General features: G+C 47.4%; 19 protein-coding genes. 1 reads left to right on the forward strand and 18 read right to left on the reverse strand.

All coding sequences use genetic code 11. The annotated features are described in order from the left end of the window. Positions 1–5 precede the first annotated feature (5 nt). Entirely contained in the window at positions 6–734 is a 729-nt protein-coding gene (locus tag SFSGTM_RS12855) for a UDP-2,3-diacylglucosamine diphosphatase (protein ID WP_162085505.1), read from the forward strand. Positions 735–739: 5 nt separating this feature from the next. Here SFSGTM_RS12855 and SFSGTM_RS12860 read toward each other — a convergent pair whose 3' ends face one another. From SFSGTM_RS12860 to leuD, 18 genes are all read right to left on the reverse strand, one after another. After that, positions 740–1138 carry a YccF domain-containing protein gene (locus tag SFSGTM_RS12860; RefSeq protein WP_162085506.1) on the reverse strand — a complete coding sequence of 133 codons (399 nt, stop codon included), beginning with the start codon at positions 1136–1138 and terminating at the stop codon, positions 740–742. A gap of 41 nt (positions 1139–1179) precedes the next feature. Continuing rightward, positions 1180–1836 (reverse strand): hypothetical protein, encoded by a 657-nt coding sequence (locus SFSGTM_RS12865; protein WP_162085507.1) that lies wholly within the window; start codon positions 1834–1836, stop codon positions 1180–1182. Beyond that, positions 1826–3004 (reverse strand): O-succinylhomoserine sulfhydrylase, encoded by a 1179-nt coding sequence (locus SFSGTM_RS12870; RefSeq protein WP_162085508.1) that lies wholly within the window; start codon positions 3002–3004, stop codon positions 1826–1828. Before SFSGTM_RS12870 ends, SFSGTM_RS12865 begins: the two co-directional genes overlap by 11 nt. Before the next feature lie 140 nt (positions 3005–3144). Next, complete coding sequence (gene purF / locus SFSGTM_RS12875) at positions 3145–4662, reverse strand: amidophosphoribosyltransferase (protein WP_162085509.1); 1518 nt, start codon at positions 4660–4662, stop codon at positions 3145–3147. Positions 4663–4671: 9 nt separating this feature from the next. Further along, on the reverse strand, positions 4672–5160 hold the full coding sequence (locus SFSGTM_RS12880; protein ID WP_162085510.1) for a CvpA family protein: 489 nt from the start codon (positions 5158–5160) through the stop codon (positions 4672–4674). Positions 5161–5163: 3 nt separating this feature from the next. Beyond that, the gene (locus SFSGTM_RS12885) at positions 5164–5985 is read right to left on the reverse strand and encodes an SPOR domain-containing protein (RefSeq protein ID WP_162085511.1); all 822 of its coding nucleotides are present in this window, start codon (positions 5983–5985) and stop codon (positions 5164–5166) included. Between the two features lie 8 nt (positions 5986–5993). Then, positions 5994–7238, reverse strand: a complete 1245-nt coding sequence (folC, locus tag SFSGTM_RS12890) for a bifunctional tetrahydrofolate synthase/dihydrofolate synthase (protein WP_162085512.1) — start codon at positions 7236–7238, stop codon at positions 5994–5996. Next, complete coding sequence (gene accD, locus SFSGTM_RS12895) at positions 7238–8107, reverse strand: acetyl-CoA carboxylase, carboxyltransferase subunit beta (RefSeq protein ID WP_162085513.1); 870 nt, start codon at positions 8105–8107, stop codon at positions 7238–7240. The genes folC and accD overlap by 1 nt, the downstream gene beginning before the upstream one ends. Before the next feature lie 3 nt (positions 8108–8110). Continuing rightward, on the reverse strand, positions 8111–8914 hold the full coding sequence (gene trpA / locus SFSGTM_RS12900) for a tryptophan synthase subunit alpha (protein WP_162085514.1): 804 nt from the start codon (positions 8912–8914) through the stop codon (positions 8111–8113). Between the two features lie 22 nt (positions 8915–8936). Then, entirely contained in the window at positions 8937–10136 is a 1200-nt protein-coding gene (gene trpB / locus SFSGTM_RS12905) for a tryptophan synthase subunit beta (RefSeq protein WP_162085515.1), read from the reverse strand. Continuing rightward, complete coding sequence (locus SFSGTM_RS12910) at positions 10123–10746, reverse strand: phosphoribosylanthranilate isomerase (protein ID WP_162085516.1); 624 nt, start codon at positions 10744–10746, stop codon at positions 10123–10125. The genes trpB and SFSGTM_RS12910 overlap by 14 nt, the downstream gene beginning before the upstream one ends. A gap of 6 nt (positions 10747–10752) precedes the next feature. Then, positions 10753–11526 (reverse strand): tRNA pseudouridine(38-40) synthase TruA, encoded by a 774-nt coding sequence (gene truA, locus SFSGTM_RS12915; protein WP_162085517.1) that lies wholly within the window; start codon positions 11524–11526, stop codon positions 10753–10755. After that, complete coding sequence (locus tag SFSGTM_RS12920; protein WP_162085518.1) at positions 11526–12167, reverse strand: hypothetical protein; 642 nt, start codon at positions 12165–12167, stop codon at positions 11526–11528. Before SFSGTM_RS12920 ends, truA begins: the two co-directional genes overlap by 1 nt. Further along, entirely contained in the window at positions 12167–14962 is a 2796-nt protein-coding gene (locus SFSGTM_RS12925) for a motility hub landmark protein FimV (RefSeq protein WP_162085519.1), read from the reverse strand. The genes SFSGTM_RS12920 and SFSGTM_RS12925 overlap by 1 nt, the downstream gene beginning before the upstream one ends. Positions 14963–15021: 59 nt before the next feature. Further along, complete coding sequence (locus SFSGTM_RS12930) at positions 15022–16038, reverse strand: aspartate-semialdehyde dehydrogenase (RefSeq protein ID WP_162085520.1); 1017 nt, start codon at positions 16036–16038, stop codon at positions 15022–15024. Then, positions 16035–17150 (reverse strand): aspartate-semialdehyde dehydrogenase, encoded by a 1116-nt coding sequence (gene asd, locus SFSGTM_RS12935; protein WP_162085521.1) that lies wholly within the window; start codon positions 17148–17150, stop codon positions 16035–16037. The genes SFSGTM_RS12930 and asd overlap by 4 nt, the downstream gene beginning before the upstream one ends. A gap of 14 nt (positions 17151–17164) precedes the next feature. Further along, the gene (gene leuB / locus SFSGTM_RS12940) at positions 17165–18229 is read right to left on the reverse strand and encodes a 3-isopropylmalate dehydrogenase (RefSeq protein WP_162085522.1); all 1065 of its coding nucleotides are present in this window, start codon (positions 18227–18229) and stop codon (positions 17165–17167) included. A 42-nt stretch (positions 18230–18271) separates the two neighbouring features. Then, complete coding sequence (leuD, locus tag SFSGTM_RS12945; protein WP_162085523.1) at positions 18272–18910, reverse strand: 3-isopropylmalate dehydratase small subunit; 639 nt, start codon at positions 18908–18910, stop codon at positions 18272–18274.

Genomic DNA, 18910 nt, shown 5'->3' on the forward strand with positions numbered 1-18910 from the left:
GCAATATGCAGCACTCGCACAGCCTGTTCATCTCGGATTTACACCTGTGCGAGTCACGCCCGAACATCAACCAGCAATTTTTTGATTTCCTGACACAAACTGCAATACACGCCGATGCGCTTTACATACTCGGTGATTTATTTGAATACTGGCTAGGTGATGACACACTAGACCAGCCACTCAACCAGCAAGTAGCCACAGCACTCAAACAACTGACTGCCACAGGCGTAAAACTCTACTTCATGCATGGCAACCGTGACTTCCTGATCGCGCAAGACTTTGCTGTACTCAGCGGTGCAACCCTGCTACCAGACCCCAGTCTGATCGATTTATACGGCACACCGACACTGCTCATGCACGGCGATACCTTATGTACCGATGACGTTAAATATCTTGCTTTCCGCAACCAGGTACGCAACCCAGTCTGGCAGCATCAATTTCTGGCGCAACCACTCGCCACACGCATCGCGCTCGCCCAACAAGCGCGCAAGCAGAGTGAATCTGACAAACAAGAAAAATCCAGTGAAATTATGGATGTAAATGATGCGGCCGTTACCGCTGTGTTAACCGAATACAACTACCCTCGCCTAATCCACGGTCACACCCACCGTAGCGCAGTCCACAACCACAACATAGATGGACATATGTGCCAACGCTGGGTGCTTACCGACTGGTATGAGCATGGCGGTTATTTGCGTTGCGACAACCAGGGTTGCGAATTTACACAGCTTTAAGCTGTTTAATCCTTGGCAACGACCGTCATCCCTATCGGTGCCAATGCTATTATTGCCAGCTTCAAATGCTGTATGCCAAAAGGTATGCCAATAATGGTGATAAAACAGGCTAGCGCAGACATCACATGCCCTATCGCCAGCCATATACCCACAAACACAAACCAGACAACATTCCCCAGCAAGCCTAATGTACCAGTGCCGATATCATCCTTCCCGGTCAGCATTTTCCTGCTAACGACTTCTTTACCAAACGGAAAAAATGCAAATTGTCCTATTACGAAACAAGCTTTTGCCCAGGGTATGCCGACGATGGTAATCAAAGCCAATATCCCAGCGAACCACCAGCCCAGTCCCATCAGCGCTCCACCGAGTACAAACCACAGTATATTTCCTAAAGTCTTCATTTCTTATTCCTTATCGTTTAGGTAGATACGACATACCATCATCACTGCACCTTGATAACTTTGTAATCAGCCGGCAACACAAACAGCTCTGCACGCAACGGAACCACACTATCGGATTGATAATGACGACTGCGTCCATCACTTGCTTCATCACTCAATGGCAAACCATACTGGAACACAAATGGAATAGCGACCACGTAACGTGCTAAATCACATTGGTTACGCACATCATCAGGAGTCCGCTGCCAGGTCTTCCACTGACTCAATGCCAGAGCACGCCAGTATTGTTGCAGAGCAACCGCCGTATCAGCTTGCAGCTTGCTGGTGGCGGTGATTTCCCCACAATGATTGCCATTCACAGCCCAGTCAAACCGATGCGTACTGGTATTTATTTGGGTGACGTGCTGGGTAATTTTCCATGGCTTAGGTAGTGTTATCTTGGGTGCCTGTGTGTCATAAAGATAGACTTGGTGATCATCGCGACTGACATTATAAAGCTTGCCTGTGGCACGATAGAGCAAGGCAAAATTATCTGCATCAATCCCGGTATCCATACGTAAAAAATCAGGCGTCACCAATATGCGCGTACGGTAAGCAGGTGTGCCAGCATCACTATCCTGATAATCGAGCTCGGTCATCGTTGCCGCCCACGCATGCACGGACAGCATCATACCCAGAATAATCAGCTTATAGCGCATCCAGACCTCGCGCCAAATCATTCTGAATATCACGTAGCGATTCCAGACCAACTGCAACGCGCAACAACCCGTCATTTATCCCCGCATTCGCCCGCTGCTCTGGCGTCATACGGCTGTGTGTCGTCGTCGTAGGATGGGTAATAGTGGTTTTCGCGTCACCCAGATTAGCAGTAATCGAAATCATTTTGGTTGCATCAATTACTTGCCAGGCAGCTGGTTGCCCACCTTTAACCTCAAACGCAACAATGCCGCCACCTGTACGCTGCTGGCGCATCGCCAATTCATGCTGTGGGTGAGAAGCCAAGCCAGGGTAATACACCCGTGCCACATTCGGATGCGCTTCCAGCCAGGTAGCCAAAGCTAACGCCGATGCAGAATGTGCATCCATGCGGAGTTTCAGCGTTTCCAGGCCTTTGAGAAACACCCAAGCATTGAACGCGCTCATAGTCGGCCCTGCGGTACGTAAAAAACCGTACACACCTTCAAGCAACTGATGACTACCCAAGACTGCACCACCTAGTACACGACCTTGCCCATCCAGATATTTGGTCGCAGAATGCACGACTATATCCGCGCCCAATTTTAATGGCTGTTGCAATGCTGGCGAACAAAAGCAATTATCCACCGCCAATACCACGCCAGACTGTTTCGCCAATGCCGACAATGCACGAATATCACTGACTTCCGTCAGTGGGTTAGAAGGAGATTCCACAAAAAACAGCTTGGTGTTGGGGCGTAACGCCGCTTGCCATTCACTGATATCAGTCGGCGAAACATAAGTTGTTTCCACACCAAAGCGCCCGATAATATTACTGAACAGTTGCACAGTAGAACCAAAAATGGAGCGCGATGCAATGATGTGATCGCCCGCTTTGAGCAAGCCCATTACCGTAGCCAGTATCGCCGCCATTCCAGAAGCTGTCGCCACACAACGCTCAGCGCCTTCCAATGCGGCCAGCCGCTGTTCAAACATGGTGACGGTGGGATTGGTAAAACGCGCATAAATATTCCCGGGCTGCTCACCCTTAAACCGAGCTTGAGCTTCGGCCGCATTGTTGAACACGAAACTGGAAGTCAAATACAGTGCTTCACTATGCTCACCAAACTGGCTACGCGTAATGCCGGCCCGTACTGCCAGAGTTTCTATATCGTAATCTTCGTTTTGCATAAACCACTCCTAATAAAAAACCCGTTTTGCTGACTACAGCTAAAACGGGTTAGGTTTTTTAGCTGAATTTATTAAGCGCCCGCAAGTTAGAAATCGGCGCATGATTCATCTTAAACACTCGCTGGTTTAACGTCAACCACTTACGTCCCACGCGCCAGATTCAAGTCCAGCTGCAATGAGGACGACTTCACTTTTATATCCGAACCACAGCGCATGGATTCGATAATGTCCAGATATTCCGGAGTAATATCACCTGTCACATAATTACCGTTAAAACACGATGTATCAAAATGCACTAGCGCAGGATTAATCTCACGCACAGCTTCAATCAGCGCATCTATATCCTGATAAACCAGCGCATCTGCACCGATTTCGCGAGCGATTTGCTCATCAGTACGACCTGTAGCCAGCAATTCCTGACGTGTAGGCATGTCGATACCATAGACGTTAGGGAAGCGCACAGGAGGCGCAGCAGAAGCAAAGAATACCTGACGTGCACCCGCATCACGCGCCATTTGTACGATTTCACGACTGGTGGTACCACGCACGATAGAATCATCGACCAGCAGCACATTTTTATCTTTAAATTCCATGCCAATCGCATTGAGCTTCTGGCGTACGGACTTCTTACGCATGGCCTGTCCTGGCATGATAAAAGTACGGCCAATATAGCGGTTCTTGATAAAGCCTTCGCGATAAGACAAGCCCAGTGCATTAGCCAGCTGCAATGCGCTGGGACGGCTGGTGTCAGGTATCGGGATAACCACGTCGATATGCAGGTGCGCCCATTGCTGACGGATTTTTTCAGCCAGCTGTTCGCCCATACGCAGACGGGTTTCATATACGGAAACGCCATCTATCACTGAATCAGGACGCGCTAAATAAACGTATTCAAAAATACAGGGGAAATACTGTGGATTATCCGCACATTGATGGCTGTGCATTTTTCCAGTTTCATCAATATAAATTGCTTCACCTGGCGCGACATCACGCAGCACTTTAAAGTCCAGCGAATCTATCGCCACACTTTCCGATGCGAGCATGTACTCAACACCGTCTGCAGACTGACGGCTACCGATAATCAAGGGACGAATACCGTATGGATCACGAAATGCCAATAAACCATGACCTGCTATCATTGCCACCACGGCATAAGCGCCACGGCAACGTCTATGTACACCACTCACTGCCTTGAAAATACGATCCACACTCAACTGCTGAGTACTGCCGACTTCTACCAGCTCATGTGCCAACACATTCAATAAAACTTCTGAGTCCGAACTGGTATTGACGTGGCGCAAATCCAGACGGAATAAGTCTTCTTTGAGCTGGTCAGTATTGGTCAGATTACCATTATGTGCCAACACGATGCCATAGGGTGAGTTCACATAGAAAGGCTGCGCTTCGGCGGTAGAGGCTGCATTACCTGCAGTTGGGTAGCGCACATGCCCGATACCAGAATTCCCCAGCAGATTACGCATGTCACGCGTACGGAATACGTCACGCACCAAGCCATTGGCTTTATGCATATGAAACACGTTACCCTCAGCTGTCACTATCCCCGCTGCATCTTGCCCACGATGTTGCAAAACCAATAAACCATCATAGAGTAACTGATTGACGGGTGAGTGAGAGACGATGCCGATTATGCCGCACATAGGAAATCCCTAAAAGTGTATATATTTAACCAAACCATCAGGCAGCCAAGGCGTGGATATGACTGCCAACTTTACAAATATCGGTACGAAATAAGACTGCTGCCACAATTCAATTTTTGGCAAAGCAGTCAAACCCGCCAGCAGCACCATGGTTGTCACTATAAACAATCCACGTATTGCCCCAAATATGAATCCCAACAGCCTGTCAAACAGACCTAACCCTGCCGCTTTAAGTGACTCTGCCAATAGCAGCGTCAACAACATGGATAGTGCCATCACGGCAATAAACACCAGCACGAATCCACCTAAATAACGAATTGCAGGTGTGGTAATAAATGCCGGCATATACACCGCCGCGCTTTCAGCGAAATATTTCGCCATTATGAAAGCTAATATCCACGCCAATAACGACAATATTTCTTTGACGCCACCACGAACCAGACCCAGCAGCATAGACAGGAACAACACCAGCAAGATGCCCCAGTCCACACTATTCATACATTATTTCAGTGGAACAACTTGCGCTTGTACACCTGCCGCATTAATTTTAGCGAGCACTTTATCAGCCTGCGCTTTATCCGTGTATGGACCGACACGCACACGCGTTGCACCGCTAGGCAGTTTTTCCGTATAAGTAACCACTCCGACTGCACTTAAACGGTCACGCAACTGTTGCACATTCTCGGCATTACTAAACGCACCTAATTGGACAACAAAATGTTGGGAACTGACAGGAGCTTTAGCAGTAGGTATCTCAGCAGATGGCTTAGGTTCGGTTTTTGCAACAACTTTAGGCTCAACTTTAGCCACAGCCTTGGCTTCAACTTTCACTTCAGGTTTTTTAATTTCCTGTTTAGGTTTGACTACTTCTTTAACCTCAACTTTGACAACAGGTTTAGCTTCAACCTTAGATTCGGGTTTAGACTCGATAACTGGAACCACTTTTGGATTTGCGTTAGCTTTAAGTTCGGCTGGTTGCACGACATCCTTAGCGATTTTTTCAGAGGCTGAATTAACCTCGGTAATTTTATCTTCTGAATTATTCTGTGGCGTGGTCGATGGTGTTTCCGCTGCATCAGCGATAGATGATACGGCAGCCTCAGTTTTAGCAGGCACCGGCGGCACTACTGGCTCGGCTAACTTAGATGCGACTGGGTTCACCATATCAATAACGACATCGGCATTTTGCTGTCGTGGTGTCGCATCCAGCACTAAAGGCAAGACTATCGCAGCCGTCAGCAATAACGCACCCGCACCTAGCAAACGCTGGCGCGCACGTTTTTTAAATTTCAGCTGTTCTTCAGAGGTGGCTTGTATGGCCATTGTGCTTCCTATTTGACTGCATCTAAAACGGCGGCGACTGTGTAGAAGGAACCAAAGGCGCATATTCTATCATTTTCTGCCGCGTGTTCACAGGCATAAAACCAAGCTGACCTAATATCCATTTGGGGAACAATGACAGGAATTTGCAGTGCATGCAATTGTGCTTGCAATACCTCAAGTATTGCCCCGCGCGGCACATCTAACTCGGCAATCACCCATACATCAATTACCTCACGCATCGCGGCTATCACGCCTGCTATATCTTTATCTGACAGCATGGCAAAAACAGCATAAGTCTTTCCAATAATGGGCTGTTGCGCTAAATTAGCGGCTAACGCTTCAGCGCCATGAGGATTATGAGCGACATCCAATATGCGCATCGGCGCCTGGGCTATCACCTGGAAACGCCCTGTGACCTGCGCTCCTTGCAAACCATGCCGTATCGCCTGCTCATCAACCAAACAATACGCATTAAAATAACTCAGAGCGGCAATCGCAGTAGCCGCATTATTGATTTGGTATGCACCACGCATCGTTGGCAGAGGTAAATTTAAATATTTTTGCACCCCATCATAATCCCAGCTATCTGAATTCACTTGATAGTTAAAATCATGCCCCAGCGCATGCCAATCTGCGCCAATTAATTGTGCAGCAGCTTGTAAGGATAAAGGTGGCTGTGCATCACCACAAATTGCCGGGTGCTGTGGACGAAACACACCTGCCTTCTCACGACCTATCAACTCGCGATTGTCACCCAGATAATCGACATGGTCGATACCAATATTGGTCACAACAGCCACTTGCGCATCAAATACATTAACCGCATCCAGACGACCGCCCAAACCAACTTCCAATATCATCACATCGACATCAGCTCGTTCAAAGATCCAAACCGCAGCCAGCGTTGCAAACTCAAAATAACTTAATGAAATATCGCCGCGCGCCGCTTCTATGGCGCTGAATGCTGCACAAATTGCAGTATCGTCTACTTCTGACTGGTTTAATCGTATACGTTCATTAAAACGTAAAAGATGGGGTGAGGTATATAAACCCACTTGGTGACCTGCTGCACTAAGCATGGTTTCGAGGTAGGCACAGGTTGAACCTTTGCCATTTGTTCCTGCCACTGTGATGATAGGTGCGCGCAACTGGGGCAGCAACACATTGCGCACCGCCCCCACCCGCGCCAGCCCCATATCGATGGTCTGCGGGTGTAAATTTTCTAAATGATTCAGCCAGGCGGCTAAATCCATTAAGCAGCCGTCGGCATATGTTGCATCATGGACAACAGGCTGGACAATCGGTCACGCATTTCACGGCGGTCTATAATTAAATCCACCGCGCCATGCGCCTGTAAAAACTCTGCACGCTGGAAACCTTCTGGCAATGTTTCACGCACTGTTTGTTCAATCACGCGCGGACCGGCAAAGCCGATTAACGCCTTAGGTTCAGCAATAATCACATCTCCCAGCATGGCAAAACTTGCTGACACACCACCCATGGTCGGATCCGTCAACACTGAAATAAACGGCAATTTTGCTTCCGACAATTTAGTCAGCGCCGCACTGGTTTTTGCCATTTGCATCAATGAGAACAAGCCTTCCTGCATACGTGCGCCACCACTGGCTGCGTAACACACAAACGGCACTTTATCCTGTATGCAAGCTTCTACACCACGAACAAAACGCTCGCCGACTACGGCTCCCATAGAGCCGCCCATGAATTTGAATTCAAACGCGGCCACGACCAACGGCACATGACAAACACTACCCTTCATTACGATAAGCGCATCTTTCTCACTGGTTGCGCGTTGCGCTTCCAAGATACGATCACTATATTTTTTGCTGTCTTTGAATTTCAGCGTATCGACTGGAATAACCCCTGCTGCAATTTCAAATCGACCTTCTGTATCCAGCAGCATGTCCAAACGAGCACGGGCATTGATACGATGATGATATCCACATTTAGGACAGACTTCCGAGTTTCGTTCCAGATCAGCCCGATACAACACTGTTTCACACGATGGACATTTGCTCCACAGGCCTTCTGGCATAATCTTTTTAGCATCATCCGCTAAACGGCGATTGATTTTTGGACGTAATATTTTTTGAAACCAGCTCATAGTTTATCCTTTTGCTACTGCATTCATGGCAGCGCGCACTTCAGCTACAAATTTAATTAAATTGCTCACCACTTGTTCACGTGGTGAATTTTCTATCTCTTCAACAATACGGCTACCAATTACCACCGCATCAGCAAACTGTGCAATTTTAGCCGCTGTTGCTGCATCACGAATACCAAACCCCACACCTACAGGCAAACCGCAACGTTCACGTATAACTGGAATGTGTTGTGCAACCTCATCCAAATCAAGGTTAGCGGAACCTGTTACACCCTTAAGTGAAACGTAATACACGAAACCACTGGCTTTGCTGGCGACCAGATTAATACGGGTATCAGGTGTAGTAGGCGATAACAGGAATATCGTATCGACGCCAGCTGCCGTAAATATTTCAGCAACACTTTCCTCAGGTGGAATATCCACAGTTAACACACCATCAACCCCAGCCTGATGAGCGGCTTGCGCAAAAGTTGCATAACCCATATGTTCTATTGGATTAGCATAGCCCATTAACACGATGGGCGTAGTTGCATTGGTGGTACGAAACTCAGCTACCATAGCCAACACGTCACGCAAGCCCACATGATGCTTCAAGGCCCGTTCAGACGCACGCTGTATAGTTGGGCCATCTGCCATAGGATCAGAAAAGGGCACACCCAGCTCAATAATATCAGCGCCCGCCTCAACCAAACCATGCAATATAGCCACGGTAAGCTGTGGATCCGGATCACCTGCAGTAATGAACGGAATCAGCGCAGCCTTGTTCTGAATTTTGAGTTGCGCAAAAGTTTGTTGAATACGACTCATAGTTACTTTCTTTTATGTAGGCTTACAGCGTAATACCCGCAAGCTTCGCCACAGTATTGATGTCTTTATCGCCACGGCCAGACAAATTGACTAACAGCACCTGATCTTTAGCCATAGTTGGCGCAATTTTAGCGGCATGTGCCAATGCATGACTGGATTCCAACGCCGGGATAATCCCTTCAAAACGGCATAAATTATGGAACGCAGCCATCGCTTCATCATCATTAATAGCTACATATTCAGCACGCCCGGTATCTTTTAACCATGCATGTTCAGGACCTACTCCGGGATAATCCAACCCTGCCGACACAGAATGGGTTTCGATAATTTGACCATTGTCATCCTGCATTAAATAACTACGGAAACCATGCAACACACCTGGCGTACCAGCAGATAATGGCGCGGCATGACGACCTGTGCTTATGCCGTCTCCACCCGCCTCTACACCAATCAAGCGTACATTTTTTTCATCCAGATATGGATGAAATATACCTATCGCATTACTGCCACCACCCACACATGCGATGATCGCATCAGGTTGTCGGCCTACCATTTCTGGCATTTGCGTTAAACATTCATCACCAATTACCGACTGAAAATCGCGAACCAGCATAGGATAAGGATGCGGACCTGCTGCTGTGCCAAGGATATAAAATGTAGATGCAACGTTAGTCACCCAGTCACGCATGGCCTCATTGAGCGCGTCTTTCAAGGTTTTGGAACCCGAGGACACAGGCACCACTGTTGCACCCAGCAGTTTCATACGGTAAACGTTAGGCGATTGGCGCACCACGTCGTCAGCCCCCATGTATACCACGCATTCCATGCCATAGCGTGCCGCTACCGTTGCCGATGCAACGCCATGCTGGCCAGCGCCAGTTTCAGCTATCACGCGTTTTTTGCCCATCCGTCTCGCTAACAAGGCTTGACCGATAGTGTTATTGATTTTATGCGCGCCAGTGTGATTCAAATCTTCACGTTTCAGATAAATCTGCGCACCGCCCAAGTGTTCGGACCAGCGTTTAGCGTGATAAATCGGACTAGGACGACCTACGTAATGTTTGAGCTCATGGCGAAATTCAGCCATAAATGCTGGATCTTTGCGTGCAACATCATATTCTTGGCGTAACTCATCCAGTGCTGCGATTAGCGTTTCCGCAACAAAAATACCACCATAAGAGCCAAAATGCCCACGTTCATCAGGGAGTTCACCGATACGCATTATTTACCTCGTGTATAAATTGAGCGACTTTAGCCGCGTCTTTAATGCCTTTACTTGCTTCTACGCCGCTGGATACATCGACAGCCCATGGATGTGTACGTCGTATTGCTGCGCCGACGTTATTTGCATCCAGTCCACCTGATAATATTAATGGCAGCGGTAAGTTTGCAGGAATTAAATTCCAGTCAAACCCATGCCCAGTACCACCTGCTTCACCAGCAACATAAGCATCAAGCAAGATGCCCTGCGCATCATGGAATTGCAAAGCATATTGTACCAAATCTAGCCCTTGCTTTACGCGTACAGCTTTAATATAGGGCAAATTGAACTGTCGGCAGTAAACTGGTGATTCGTTGCCATGGAATTGCAATAGACCAGGCCTTACCTGTTCGATTACTTTTGCCACTGTTGCCACATCAGCATCAACAAACAATGCTACGCTGCTCACAAACGCAGGCACCGCCCTGGCTATCAAGCTCGCTTGCGCTATTTCGACATGCCGAGGGCTGGGCGGATAGAACACCAAACCTATCGCATCGACGCCTTGCTGTGCTGCATAAACCGCAGCGTCGACACTGGTAAATCCACAAATTTTAATCCGAGTTCGCATAGTATTTTACTCGCAAGGTGAACGACTGGAGGGCAAATCCCATTCTGCATCATAGCTCACATGACACAAATGCAATCCTGCCGCGGCAAAAGTAGGTGCAGACTGCGTGCGATCACGTTGCCGCAACAAATGCTGCATCCATATTGCAGGCTGCTTACCCTGACCAACATAAACCAACGCACCAACTATATTACGCACCATGTGGTGTAAGAATGCATTTGCAGTCAGATTAAAGATAACGTGATGACCTTCACGCATCACCTTTAATTCGCTCATGTTACGCACAGGCGTATTGGCCTGACATTCAGCCGCACGGAACGCGCTAAAATCGTGCTCACCAATTAAATATTGCGCGGCCTCCTGCATAAGCATTGCGTCCAATGGCAGATGATACCAACCAACTTGTCCTGTCTGTAACGCTGGTCGTATAGAGTGGTTTAACAAAACATAGCGATAACTGCGTGTCAGCGCACTGAATCGGGCATGAAACCGTTCACTGACCGGATGAGCCCACAACACAGCCACACCCGCAGGTAAAAATGAATTCACACCACGTACCCATGCACTGAGTGGGCGTGTTACCTCTACATCAAAATGCACTACTTGCAAAGTTGCATGCACCCCCGTATCCGTCCGCCCAGCTGCTACGACCGCAACAACATGACCCGCAATTTGCGCCAATGCATGCTCTAGCGCATCTTGCACACCACAACCCTGTGGCTGATGTTGCCAGCCACAAAATTCGGCGCCATTATATTCCACTCCCAACGCAATACGCATTATGGCATCCACCAAAACAAAACCATCATGGAACAGAAGCTGACATAATCCAGCCAGATAAATGGTCGCTGTTCCAGAGTCATATCAGATGTCGGAACGGCCTGAGTTGGCTGGCTTAACTGTCGCAAACGCTGTTGAAATGAGATTTTGTGTGATTCGTTCATCAGCGCATCTGCATAAGTCAAAGTCAAACCAATACGAGTTGCTATACGCTTTGCTGAACACCCCCAAAAACACACATAGCGCATAATGCTATACAACCCTAACAACAACGACTCTCGCGAGAGCCTTGCCATTAATATCGCCAATAATGCCAATACCAGAACCAGTCGCCACATTTGCAACAAGCCACTTTGCACACCCACTATACTCGGACTATACATTGCAAATTGGGGCATCAGCGGCACACCCGGCAAACTGTAAGCGTGAACCAGTAACAATACCAATAGCAACCATCGACTACGGCGCAGATAGCGCAGGAATAAATTAATTACCTGTCTGTTAGCACCTAACGTCAAAAGACCACTCATTCCCAATAATATTAATGGTGGCTTATCCATCATCCATACAACAAAAAACAGCCACAGCAATATTGCTGTGGCTGGATGGCAGGAAATGAAAGACTTTAGTCTAACTTGCATTAACCTGCTTGTTGTAGAAATGCATGCGCTTGTTCTTGCTGTTGTGCATTACCTTCTTGCATAACCTCTTGCAAAATTTCACGCGCATTTTCATTGTCACCCATTTCCAAATAAACCTGAGCCAAATCTAATTTAGTTTTGACTTCCTGCTCAGCCTCACTCAACTCATGAACAACAGGTGCCGCTTCAGCAACATTATTAAGCGTATCAGCTTCTTCCGTAGCTTCCGTAGCTTCTGCAACTTCTGCAACTTCTGCAACTTCTGTAGCTTCTGTAGCTTCTGTAGCTTCTACAACTTCTGGGGCCGCTACGGGTTCTGCAGCTTCAGGCTCATCAAAATCCAAACTAATGCCTGAGAAATCCAATGCAATATCTTCAGTCGCGGCAACTGGGGCAGCTTCTGCAGCCACTTCCTGATGATCATGCTCATCCAGATTAAAATCAAAATTGAGCATATTGTCATCATGAGCTACGACTTCAGGCACTGCGACATCCTCAACTTTGACAGGCTCATCAGCCTCTACTGCAACTTCATGATGCGCAACATCTGGCATATCAAAATCCATTACATCTGATGCCTCAGCAGCAACCGGCTCAGTTTCAGCAGGTAACTCAAATTCACTCATGTCCAGCATATCATCTGCGGATATCTCTTCCTCCGTGACAACTTCCTTGTGCTCTACTTCACTGCTGCCCAATGACTCACTATCAAAATCCAACGCACCAGACAAGTCCATCACACTCTCATCAGTGGGGGCTTCGATATGATCGACCACCTCATCAGCTGGCATAGATACCGCCTCTGCAATTTCAGCAACGGGTTCATCTATCGCTTTTTCCACTTCCGACGCAGTTGTTGTCGAACCACCATACAATGGATTATTCGGGTCTAAACTCCGACCCAGCTCTGCAGCTTTTTCCCAAACCGGGGTGTTTTCCCCTGCTAACGCTGAATACAATTCAGTCGCGATAAATTCAAATGCAGGTAAATTTTTACGACCTGCATAAATTTCCAGCAACTTCAATTTAATTTCATGGCGAGCTGGATCTTTAACCATTGCTTCTTTGAGTATTTCTTCAGCCTGTGCATCACGACCATACGCCATATACACTTCGGCCTCGGCTATCGGATCAACATCATGCGTATCCAAGCTACCAAGGCCTGACTGACTGAAATCCGTCAAGAATGATGTGTTGTTTGTATTAACAACCGCACCACCTTGCGTACCGTAAACCGTATTTGGCTTAGCCTCAACATTGGTCATAATGCTATTTTCAAACTTGGATAAGTTTGCACGACGACTACGACTCTTAGCCATAAAACCGAACAATGCCAACAAGAGCGCAGCAACAGCGCCGCCACCAGCGTAAAGTGGATTAATATCCTCATACCAAGCTGATTCAGCAACTGGCACAGGTGCCGGCACAACCGGTTTTACTACAGGTTTTTTGACAACAGCAGGCGCAGGCTTAACTTCTGGTTTAACCTCAGGTTTAACCTCTGGCTGAGCTGCGGGCGGTACCGGAATAGCAGCTGGTTTAGCAGCTTCTTTCTGCATATTCGCCATACTCTGGTTTTTCAATTCAACCAAACGCTGCATATCTTTAATATTTTTCTCTAGTGCAGCAGCGCGATCATTTGCTTCTTTTAACGCTTTTTGCTTAGCAACTGCCTCATCCTGAGCTGCCTGTTTTAGTTCAGCAGCGGTTGGTTTAGCTGGTTTTGTCGCATTTGCTGTTTTACTATCTGTAGCTGGTGCCTCACCTTTAGATAGTTTCAACACGTCCTGCCCAGCTTTAACCGGAGCTGCCTTATCCTCAACCTTGGGTGTAATCTTGCCACTATTAGGCGTAGACTTTGCTTCCGCCGCAGGTGCTGCAGCCACTTCAGATGCCAATTTTTGACGGTAGCTATGCCAATCATTCGCTTGCAACTTGATTTCACGCACTGCATCCGCTTCACTGATTGCAGCAACATCTTCTTTACTTGGCACTTTCAGAATTTTGCCAGCTTTCATCTGATTCATATTGCCATCAAATGCTGATGGATTTTGGCGATATAAACCAACCAGCATCTGTTCCAGCTTCACGCCTTCTGGCTTGACCTGTTTGGCCAGCGAACTTAACGTAGAACCGCGTTTTGCTGTAATAGTGCTAGCCGCTGCAGCCAAATCATTTGATGCGGCACTTTCTGGTTTCACTGGTGCCACTTCTGCAGGCTTTGCTACCACAGGTGCAACGGCTTTAGGCTTAGTAACAGATTTAGAACTTACTGCCTTCTCTGGAGCGCTATTGTTTGTAATTACTTTTTCTGCTGTCGGCGCTACAGTATTCACGACTGGTGCTGACGAAGTAGCAGGCGCCACAGTGACGCTATTATTATTGGTTGGCATCATGCCTGGCGGATCAAGCAACAACGTGTACTCACGCACCATCTGCCCGCTGCCCCAACTTAATTCAATCAACATATCCAAGAAAGGATCGTTTATCGGCTTGCTGGAAGTCACTTTCAACACTGACCGACCGCTAGGTTTCTTTTCCAACGCCAACTTCAAACTAGATAATGCACCCGTCATATCCAAATTAGCATTGCGATACGCATCTGCACCTGCCATACGCGCTTGCAATGTTGCTAACTCAGTCGGATCGGCAGCCAATACTTCAATTTCGGCATTTAAAGGTTGACCCAGCGCTGAATTGATTGAAAGCTTACCCAAACCTGCGCTATATGCGGGTGCTTGCGCAAGTAGCAACATAGCAGCTGACAAACAACTCACCATCTTCTTTTTATGCATTATCTCGACCCCTTTATTTCGATATGCTTCAACATATCCATTGTTTTAAATAAATCACATTACAACAAATCTTTTAGCACATTAACAATTCGCACACTATTTAACGCCACACCCGAGTGAATATTATCGGCGACCAGCCAATAATTCAGGCCAGGCTGAGATCCCATTGCACCGCGTATGCGGCCTACGAAGACATCGTCACAACCCACCACGTCAACAGGAGTAGGATAAACACCGTCTTCAGCATCCGCCACCAGCACGCCGGTCTGTTGCTGCCACAACGCCGTTGACAATCCAACACTCACTGGCTTGCTTGTTATTACCTGAACTGATTGACCATGCCCATAAAAAACTGGTACACGAACTGCTGTAGGATTAACAACCAAGTCTGGAAGCGCCAAAACTTTCTGCGTCTCATTAATCAACTTCATTTCTTCAATACTATAACCATTATCCATCAAATCACCAACTTGCGGCAAAATGTTAAAGGAAATACGCTTAGAATATACGTTATTTTCAGTTTCGTTAAGGCTAAAAATCGCTCTGGTTTGTTCAGCCAGCTCATCGACTCCAGCTCGACCAGAGCCAGAAACTGACTGATAAGTTGAAACATTTACACTAACCAAGCCAAATTCACTTGCTAATGGCTTCAAACTCAACGCCAAGTGCATACTCACTGCACATGGACTGGCAATAATCGATAATTTACCAGAATCTGTAAGCACTGCTTCATTCACACCCACTACGACGAGTGGCACACCGCTATCTTGACGAAAATGGGGACTAGTATCAATGACTACACAACCTGCAGCTACGGCAACAGGAGCAATTCGTGCAGATAATTCGGCACTTGCTGCAAATATAGCCACCTGCACCAGTGAAAAATCAAAGTCATCAACGTCGGTTACAATTTTATCCTGATATTTAAACTGCAATTCACTACCCACCGCTTCACCGGTGGATAGCATATAGAGCTGACCCAAACCAATCTCCGCCTCAGCCAAATGCGCCAATACCGCCTCGCCAACCAAGGTGGTTACACCTAACACCGCAATATTCAATACAGCGGCGCTCATTGAGCCTCTACCAGGATACGCAACATGCGACGCAACGGCTCTGCCGCACCCCATAACAACTGGTCACCCACTGTGAACGCGGACAGATATTCACCGCCCATATACATTTTGCGCATACGTCCGACAGGAACAGCCAGCGTGCCTGTTACTGCGACAGGGGTTAAATCAGTCATACTAATTTCCTTTTGGTTAGGTACGACTTTTACCCATGCATTATGACCAGCAATAATAGATTCAATCTCATCCATAGGCACGTCTTGATTAAGCTTAACCGTCAGCGCCTGGCTGTGGCAACGCATTGCACCAATACGCACACATAATCCATCAATATTAATTTGATCGCCATGTAAACCTAAAATTTTGTTAGTCTCAGCCCGCGCTTTCCACTCTTCTTTACTCTGACCGTTTCCCAAATCCTTGTCTATCCAAGGAATCAAACTCCCAGCTAATGGCACACCAAAGTTAGATTTAGGGAAAGCGTCATCACGCAAGACTCCGGCAACTTCTCTATCAATATCCAAAATGGCTGAAGCCGGATCATCCAGCAAACCGGACACCGTACGATGTGTTTCACCCATCTGGTTTAGCAACTCGCGCATGTTTTGTGCGCCCGCACCTGAAGCAGCTTGATAAGTCATCGCGCTGATCCAATCCACCATATTTTCGCGGAACAAGCCACCCAACGCCATCAACATCAATGACACGGTGCAATTACCACCGATGAAATCCTTACCACCATTAGCCAGCGCATCTTTGATCACATGCTGGTTAACGGGGTCGAGGATAATCACGCTATCGGATTCCATGCGCAATGTTGAAGCCGCATCTATCCAATAGCCCTTCCAGCCCGCAGCACGCAATTGCCCGAATACCTCAGTCGTATAATCACCACCTTGAGTAGAAATAATCGCATCCATGGCTTTAAGCTCATCGATATTGCGCGCATCTTTCAATGCAGGAATATCACGCCCAATTTCTGGACCTTTGCCACCCACTTGCGAGGTAGTAAAAAACACAGGGTCTATTACATCAAAATCACGCTCTTCGCGCATACGCTGCATAAGCACCGAACCTACCATGCCACGCCAACCAACCAGACCTACTCGCATCATACTTCCATCCTTAATTAAAGCGCTGCAACAACAGCATCGCCCATCGCTGCACAACCCACTTTAGTCGTGCCTGCGGTATAAATATCTACTGTACGCAGACCACTGCTAATCACTTTCTTCACTGCGTTTTCGATGCGATCGGCAACATCATCACGTCCGAAGGTGTAACGCATCATCATCGCCGCGGATAAAATGGTGGCCAATGGATTAGCAATATCCTGTCCTGCTATATCAGGTGCAGAGCCATGTATAGGCTCGTACATGCCTTTGCGATTCTGGTCTAACGACGCCGAACCCAGCATGCCAATAGAACCTGTCAACATAGACGCCTCATCGGACAAAATGTCACCAAAAATATTACCAGTGACAATAACGTCAAATTGCTTAGGATTACGCACTAATTGCATCGCTGCGTTATCAACATACATATGCGACAACGCCACTTCTGGATATTCCTTGGCCGTTTCAATAACCACTTCACGCCATAACTCACTGGTTTCCAGTACGTTGGCTTTTTCCACTGAGCACAATTTTTTGTTACGCTTCATCGCAATCTGGAAACCGATATGCGCCACGCGACGCACTTCTGATTCACTATAACGCATAGTGTTATAGCCTTCGCGCTCGCCGTTGGCATTGACATGTATGCCGCGCGGCTGGCCAAAATATAAATCGCCGGTCAATTCACGCACAATCATGATATCCAGTCCTGACACCACTTCTGCTTTCAAAGTAGACGCATCCGCGAGTTCTGGATAAACATTAACGGGACGCAGATTCGCAAATAAATTTAGCTCTTTACGAATGCGTAGCAGCCCTTGCTCAGGGCGCATGGGGCGCGGCAAACTATCATATTGATAACCACCTACAGCGCCTAACAAAACAGCATCAGCCGCACGTGATAGTGCCAGCGTTGCTTCAGGCAAAGGATCGCCCGCTGCATCATAACCCGCGCCACCGATAGTCGCATGCTCCATTTCGATTTTCAAACCTTCGCTATTCAAAGCCTGCAACACTTTTACTGCCTGCGCAGCTACTTCAGGACCTATTCCATCACCCGGTAAAACAGCAATTTTCATTTTATGCTTTCAATAATCAAATAAATAACCGTCAATCAACTCTTAAACAAACAACCATGGCGCAGTCAGATTGCGCTGTGCTTCATACGCACGAATTTCATCCACATGTTTCAAAGTCAGCCCAATATCATCCAGACCATTCAACAAACAATATTTACGGTGAGCATCAACCTCAAAACCGAATACCGCACCCGATGGAGTAGTAACGGTTTGCTGATTCAGATCAACATGCAAACGATAACCAACGGTTGCAGCGGTTTCAGCAAACAGCTGGTCGACCACTTCTGCCGCCAAAACGATAGGTAACAAGCCATTTTTGAAACAGTTGTTGTAAAAAATATCAGCAAAACTCGGTGCAATGATGGCCCGTATGCCATAATCCTCTAACGCCCAAGGCGCATGCTCACGGCTGGAACCACAACCGAAGTTCTCACGGGCCAACAACACTTCAGCACCTTGATACTGCGACTTATTCAACACAAAATCCGGATTCAGGGGACGATGGGTATTATCCTGGCCAGGCTCACCATGATCCAGATAACGCCACTCATCGAACAAATTAGGTCCGAAACCGCTGCGTTTAATGGATTTCAGAAACTGCTTAGGAATAATGGCGTCGGTATCCACATTCGCTCTATCGAGCGGAACAACCAGCCCATCTAACTCAACAAATGGCTTCAC

Origin of the sequence: Sulfuriferula nivalis (assembly GCF_009937995.1) — a bacterium.
GTDB classification, from domain to species: Bacteria; Pseudomonadota; Gammaproteobacteria; order Burkholderiales; family Sulfuriferulaceae; genus Sulfuriferula; species Sulfuriferula nivalis.

Coding starts and splice junctions, on each gene's coding strand:
- SFSGTM_RS12855 (WP_162085505.1), top strand. CDS start 6: ATGCAGCACTCGCACAGCCTGTTCATCTCGGATTTACACCTGTGCGAG.
- SFSGTM_RS12860 (WP_162085506.1), bottom strand. CDS start 1,138: ATGAAGACTTTAGGAAATATACTGTGGTTTGTACTCGGTGGAGCGCTG.
- SFSGTM_RS12865 (WP_162085507.1), bottom strand. CDS start 1,836: ATGCGCTATAAGCTGATTATTCTGGGTATGATGCTGTCCGTGCATGCG.
- SFSGTM_RS12870 (WP_162085508.1), bottom strand. CDS start 3,004: ATGCAAAACGAAGATTACGATATAGAAACTCTGGCAGTACGGGCCGGC.
- purF (WP_162085509.1), bottom strand. CDS start 4,662: ATGTGCGGCATAATCGGCATCGTCTCTCACTCACCCGTCAATCAGTTA.
- SFSGTM_RS12880 (WP_162085510.1), bottom strand. CDS start 5,160: ATGAATAGTGTGGACTGGGGCATCTTGCTGGTGTTGTTCCTGTCTATG.
- SFSGTM_RS12885 (WP_162085511.1), bottom strand. CDS start 5,985: ATGGCCATACAAGCCACCTCTGAAGAACAGCTGAAATTTAAAAAACGT.
- folC (WP_162085512.1), bottom strand. CDS start 7,238: ATGGATTTAGCCGCCTGGCTGAATCATTTAGAAAATTTACACCCGCAG.
- accD (WP_162085513.1), bottom strand. CDS start 8,107: ATGAGCTGGTTTCAAAAAATATTACGTCCAAAAATCAATCGCCGTTTA.
- trpA (WP_162085514.1), bottom strand. CDS start 8,914: ATGAGTCGTATTCAACAAACTTTTGCGCAACTCAAAATTCAGAACAAG.
- trpB (WP_162085515.1), bottom strand. CDS start 10,136: ATGCGTATCGGTGAACTCCCTGATGAACGTGGGCATTTTGGCTCTTAT.
- SFSGTM_RS12910 (WP_162085516.1), bottom strand. CDS start 10,746: ATGCGAACTCGGATTAAAATTTGTGGATTTACCAGTGTCGACGCTGCG.
- truA (WP_162085517.1), bottom strand. CDS start 11,526: ATGCGTATTGCGTTGGGAGTGGAATATAATGGCGCCGAATTTTGTGGC.
- SFSGTM_RS12920 (WP_162085518.1), bottom strand. CDS start 12,167: ATGCAAGTTAGACTAAAGTCTTTCATTTCCTGCCATCCAGCCACAGCA.
- SFSGTM_RS12925 (WP_162085519.1), bottom strand. CDS start 14,962: ATGCATAAAAAGAAGATGGTGAGTTGTTTGTCAGCTGCTATGTTGCTA.
- SFSGTM_RS12930 (WP_162085520.1), bottom strand. CDS start 16,038: ATGAGCGCCGCTGTATTGAATATTGCGGTGTTAGGTGTAACCACCTTG.
- asd (WP_162085521.1), bottom strand. CDS start 17,150: ATGATGCGAGTAGGTCTGGTTGGTTGGCGTGGCATGGTAGGTTCGGTG.
- leuB (WP_162085522.1), bottom strand. CDS start 18,229: ATGAAAATTGCTGTTTTACCGGGTGATGGAATAGGTCCTGAAGTAGCT.